The sequence below is a fragment of the Cupriavidus agavae genome, from assembly GCF_004217045.1.
In the GTDB taxonomy this organism is placed as follows: Bacteria; Pseudomonadota; Gammaproteobacteria; order Burkholderiales; family Burkholderiaceae; genus Cupriavidus; species Cupriavidus agavae.
The window spans coordinates 1-5,432 of the sequence record NZ_SGXM01000017.1; the positions used below are offsets into that span (position 1 = coordinate 1).

The 5,432-nt window shown below is 53.4% G+C and carries 2 tRNA genes and 3 rRNA genes; all 5 read left to right on the plus strand.

What is annotated here, in order from left to right:
* Positions 1 to 237 precede the first annotated feature (237 nt).
* Positions 238 to 1,769, plus strand: a 16S ribosomal RNA gene (locus EV147_RS25840).
* Positions 1,770 to 1,833: 64 nt separating this feature from the next.
* Positions 1,834 to 1,910: transfer RNA gene (locus tag EV147_RS25845), tRNA-Ile, on the plus strand.
* Positions 1,911 to 1,918: 8 nt separating this feature from the next.
* Positions 1,919 to 1,994: transfer RNA gene (locus EV147_RS25850), tRNA-Ala, on the plus strand.
* Between the two features lie 289 nt (positions 1,995 to 2,283).
* Positions 2,284 to 5,165 (plus strand): 23S ribosomal RNA (locus tag EV147_RS25855).
* A 126-nt stretch (positions 5,166 to 5,291) separates the two neighbouring features.
* Positions 5,292 to 5,404: ribosomal RNA gene (gene rrf / locus EV147_RS25860) — 5S ribosomal RNA — on the plus strand.
* Together the 16S, 23S and 5S rRNA genes with 2 tRNA genes alongside form the textbook arrangement of a ribosomal RNA operon.
* The last annotated feature ends 28 nt before the right edge of the window (positions 5,405 to 5,432 follow it).

Genomic DNA, 5,432 nt, shown 5'->3' on the forward strand with positions numbered 1-5,432 from the left:
GCAGTACCCGACGACGGCAAAGCCGCTCGTCACCGTTCTTTAACAACCAAACAACCGATAAGTGTGGGCGCTTGATGGCGAACGCCGCTGAAGATTTCGGTCTTCGGTGTTGCTTCAAAAGTATCAAGTGCTCGCACAGTAAAACATGTTCGATTGTTCTTCGGAGCAGTCGGGTCAGTTTTCTGAGAGTGAGCGACCGCTCGAAAGAGCGAGACCCGCGAGGGTCACACAGAGATTGAACTGAAGAGTTTGATCCTGGCTCAGATTGAACGCTGGCGGCATGCCTTACACATGCAAGTCGAACGGCAGCACGGACTTCGGTCTGGTGGCGAGTGGCGAACGGGTGAGTAATACATCGGAACGTACCCTGTTGTGGGGGATAACTAGTCGAAAGATTAGCTAATACCGCATACGACCTGAGGGTGAAAGTGGGGGACCGCAAGGCCTCACGCAGCAGGAGCGGCCGATGTCTGATTAGCTAGTTGGTGGGGTAAAGGCCCACCAAGGCGACGATCAGTAGCTGGTCTGAGAGGACGATCAGCCACACTGGGACTGAGACACGGCCCAGACTCCTACGGGAGGCAGCAGTGGGGAATTTTGGACAATGGGGGCAACCCTGATCCAGCAATGCCGCGTGTGTGAAGAAGGCCTTCGGGTTGTAAAGCACTTTTGTCCGGAAAGAAATCGCTTCGGTTAATACCTGGGGTGGATGACGGTACCGGAAGAATAAGCACCGGCTAACTACGTGCCAGCAGCCGCGGTAATACGTAGGGTGCGAGCGTTAATCGGAATTACTGGGCGTAAAGCGTGCGCAGGCGGTTTTGTAAGACAGGCGTGAAATCCCCGAGCTCAACTTGGGAATTGCGCTTGTGACTGCAAGGCTAGAGTATGTCAGAGGGGGGTAGAATTCCACGTGTAGCAGTGAAATGCGTAGAGATGTGGAGGAATACCGATGGCGAAGGCAGCCCCCTGGGACGTCACTGACGCTCATGCACGAAAGCGTGGGGAGCAAACAGGATTAGATACCCTGGTAGTCCACGCCCTAAACGATGTCAACTAGTTGTTGGGGATTCATTTCTTCAGTAACGTAGCTAACGCGTGAAGTTGACCGCCTGGGGAGTACGGTCGCAAGATTAAAACTCAAAGGAATTGACGGGGACCCGCACAAGCGGTGGATGATGTGGATTAATTCGATGCAACGCGAAAAACCTTACCTACCCTTGACATGCCACTAACGAAGCAGAGATGCATCAGGTGCCCGAAAGGGAAAGTGGACACAGGTGCTGCATGGCTGTCGTCAGCTCGTGTCGTGAGATGTTGGGTTAAGTCCCGCAACGAGCGCAACCCTTATCTTTAGTTGCTACGCAAGGGCACTCTAGAGAGACTGCCGGTGACAAACCGGAGGAAGGTGGGGATGACGTCAAGTCCTCATGGCCCTTATGGGTAGGGCTTCACACGTCATACAATGGTGCGTACAGAGGGTTGCCAACCCGCGAGGGGGAGCTAATCCCAGAAAACGCATCGTAGTCCGGATCGTAGTCTGCAACTCGACTACGTGAAGCTGGAATCGCTAGTAATCGCGGATCAGCATGCCGCGGTGAATACGTTCCCGGGTCTTGTACACACCGCCCGTCACACCATGGGAGTGGGTTTTGCCAGAAGTAGTTAGCCTAACCGCAAGGAGGGCGATTACCACGGCAGGGTTCATGACTGGGGTGAAGTCGTAACAAGGTAGCCGTATCGGAAGGTGCGGCTGGATCACCTCCTTTCCAGAGGCTTGCGTGAGCAGGTCAAGCGTCCACACTTATCGGTTTGTTTGAGTGTTACAGCCAAGGGTCTGTAGCTCAGGTGGTTAGAGCACCGTCTTGATAAGGCGGGGGTCGTAGGTTCAAGTCCTACCAGACCCACCAAGTTATCCGGGGGATTAGCTCAGCTGGGAGAGCACCTGCTTTGCAAGCAGGGGGTCGTCGGTTCGATCCCGTCATCCTCCACCACTTACCTTGGGGTAGTCGTCAAAGACCAGGATTCAGGAAGTTGCTGAATTTTAGTCTTTGGCTATTGCTATCGAATCCAACCAAGTTGGGTTCGGCTGTTCTTTAACAATATGGGATGTAGTAAAGGTGTCGCGAAGCGTTGATGAGACGCTGCAGTACAAAACGCGATACCGGGTTGTGATTGTATCAACCAAAATGTATTTAAGTGATCGAAAGATGACTTGGAATACGGCACAAACGCGAGAACTCAGACCTGTAGCGACTGTCTTTCGAGACACACTCGTTATAGGGTCAAGCGAACAAGTGCATGTGGTGGATGCCTTGGCGATTACAGGCGATGAAGGACGCGGTAGCCTGCGAAAAGCTTCGGGGAGCTGGCAAACGAGCTTTGATCCGGAGATGTCCGAATGGGGAAACCCGGCCCGCATGGGTCATCCCTGACTGAATACATAGGTCAGTGGAAGCGAACGCGGCGAACTGAAACATCTAAGTAGCTGCAGGAACAGAAATCAACCGAGATTCCCAGAGTAGTGGCGAACGAAATGGGAAGAGCCTTGTACTCTTTAGCAGCGTTGTTAGCAGAACGGGATGGAAAGCCCGGCCATAGCAGGTGATAGCCCTGTATGCGAAAACAGCATTGTGGAACTAGGTGTACGACAAGTAGGGCGGGACACGTGAAATCCTGTCTGAAGATGGGGGGACCATCCTCCAAGGCTAAATACTCGTAATCGACCGATAGTGAACCAGTACCGTGAGGGAAAGGCGAAAAGAACCCCGGGAGGGGAGTGAAATAGATCCTGAAACCGCATGCATACAAACAGTCGGAGCCTGGCAACGGGTGACGGCGTACCTTTTGTATAATGGGTCAGCGACTTACATTCAGTGGCAAGCTTAACCGGTTAGGGAAGGCGTAGCGAAAGCGAGTCCGAACAGGGCGTTGAGTCGCTGGGTGTAGACCCGAAACCAGATGATCTATCCATGGCCAGGTTGAAGGTGCGGTAACACGTACTGGAGGACCGAACCCACTAACGTTGAAAAGTTAGGGGATGAGCTGTGGATAGGGGTGAAAGGCTAAACAAATCTGGAAATAGCTGGTTCTCTCCGAAAACTATTTAGGTAGTGCCTCGTGTGTCACCTTCGGGGGTAGAGCACTGTCATGGTTGGGGGGTCTATTGCTGATTACCCCGCCATAGCAAACTCCGAATACCGAAGAGTGCAATCACGGGAGACAGACATCGGGTGCTAACGTCCGGTGTCAAGAGGGAAACAACCCAGACCGCCAGCTAAGGTCCCCAAGATTGGCTAAGTGGGAAACGAAGTGGGAAGGCTAAAACAGTCAGGAGGTTGGCTTAGAAGCAGCCACCCTTTAAAGAAAGCGTAATAGCTCACTGATCGAGTCGTCCTGCGCGGAAGATGTAACGGGGCTAAGCCAGTCACCGAAGCTGCGGACGCATATTTATATGCGTGGTAGGAGAGCGTTCTGTAAGCCTGTGAAGGTGTCTTGTAAAGGATGCTGGAGGTATCAGAAGTGCGAATGCTGACATGAGTAGCGATAAAGGGGGTGAAAGGCCCCCTCGCCGTAAGCCCAAGGTTTCCTACGCAACGTTCATCGGCGTAGGGTGAGTCGGCCCCTAAGGCGAGGCAGAGATGCGTAGCTGATGGGAAGCAGGTTAATATTCCTGCACCGTCGTATGATGCGATGGGGGGACGGATCGCGGAAGGTTGTCCGGGTGTTGGAAGTCCCGGTCCCTGCATTGGAGAAGGCGCTTAGGCAAATCCGGGCGCGGAATTCAAGGATGTGGGGCGAGCGGCCTAGTGCTGCGAAGCAATTGGAAGTGGTTCCAAGAAAAGCCTCTAAGCTTCAGTCATACGAGACCGTACCGCAAACCGACACAGGTGGGCGAGATGAGTATTCTAAGGCGCTTGAGAGAACTCGGGAGAAGGAACTCGGCAAATTGGTACCGTAACTTCGGGATAAGGTACGCCCTGGTAGCTTGACTGGCCTGCGCCAGAAGGGTGAAGGGGTTGCAATAAAATGGTGGCTGCGACTGTTTAATAAAAACACAGCACTCTGCAAACACGAAAGTGGACGTATAGGGTGTGACGCCTGCCCGGTGCCGGAAGATTAAATGATGGGGTGCAAGCTCTTGATTGAAGTCCCGGTAAACGGCGGCCGTAACTATAACGGTCCTAAGGTAGCGAAATTCCTTGTCGGGTAAGTTCCGACCTGCACGAATGGCGTAACGATGGCCACACTGTCTCCTCCCGAGACTCAGCGAAGTTGAAGTGTTTGTGATGATGCAATCTCCCCGCGGCTAGACGGAAAGACCCCATGAACCTTTACTGTAGCTTTGCATTGGACTTTGAACCGATCTGTGTAGGATAGGTGGGAGGCTTTGAAGCGTGGACGCTAGTTCACGTGGAGCCGTCCTTGAAATACCACCCTGGTTTGTTTGAGGTTCTAACCTTGACCCGTGAATCCGGGTCGGGGACAGTGCATGGTAGGCAGTTTGACTGGGGCGGTCTCCTCCCAAAGTGTAACGGAGGAGTTCGAAGGTACGCTTGGTACGGTCGGACATCGTACCTAAAGTGCAATGGCAAAAGCGTGCTTAACTGCGAGACCGACAAGTCGAGCAGGTGCGAAAGCAGGACATAGTGATCCGGTGGTTCTGAATGGAAGGGCCATCGCTCAACGGATAAAAGGTACTCTGGGGATAACAGGCTGATACCGCCCAAGAGTTCATATCGACGGCGGTGTTTGGCACCTCGATGTCGGCTCATCTCATCCTGGGGCTGTAGCCGGTCCCAAGGGTATGGCTGTTCGCCATTTAAAGAGGTACGTGAGCTGGGTTTAAAACGTCGTGAGACAGTTTGGTCCCTATCTGCCGTGGGCGTTGGAATCTTGACGGGGGCTGCTCCTAGTACGAGAGGACCGGAGTGGACGTACCGCTGGTGTACCTGTTGTCTCGCCAGAGGCATCGCAGGGTAGCTATGTACGGAAGAGATAACCGCTGAAAGCATCTAAGCGGGAAACTCGCCTGAAGATGAGGATTCCCTGGAGGCTTGACCTCCTTGAAGGGTCGTTCGAGACCAGGACGTTGATAGGCTGGGTGTGGAAGCGCAGTAATGCGTTAAGCTAACCAGTACTAATTGCCCGTAAGGCTTGATCCTATAACCAGTGTGTTTTACCTGGTGTCTGTGATCCGCCTTGTGCCCAAGGTCGACACAACACAACCCAACCTTTACTACACCCAATTCGCCCGCGTTGACACTCGTCAGCGCAGGCAACCCCTTATGCCTGGTGACCATAGCGAGTCGGAACCACCCCTTCCCATCCCGAACAGGACCGTGAAACGACTTTGCGCCGATGATAGTGCGGATACCCGTGTGAAAGTAGGTCATCGCCAGGCTCTTATGCCCCAAAACCCCTCGACAGCT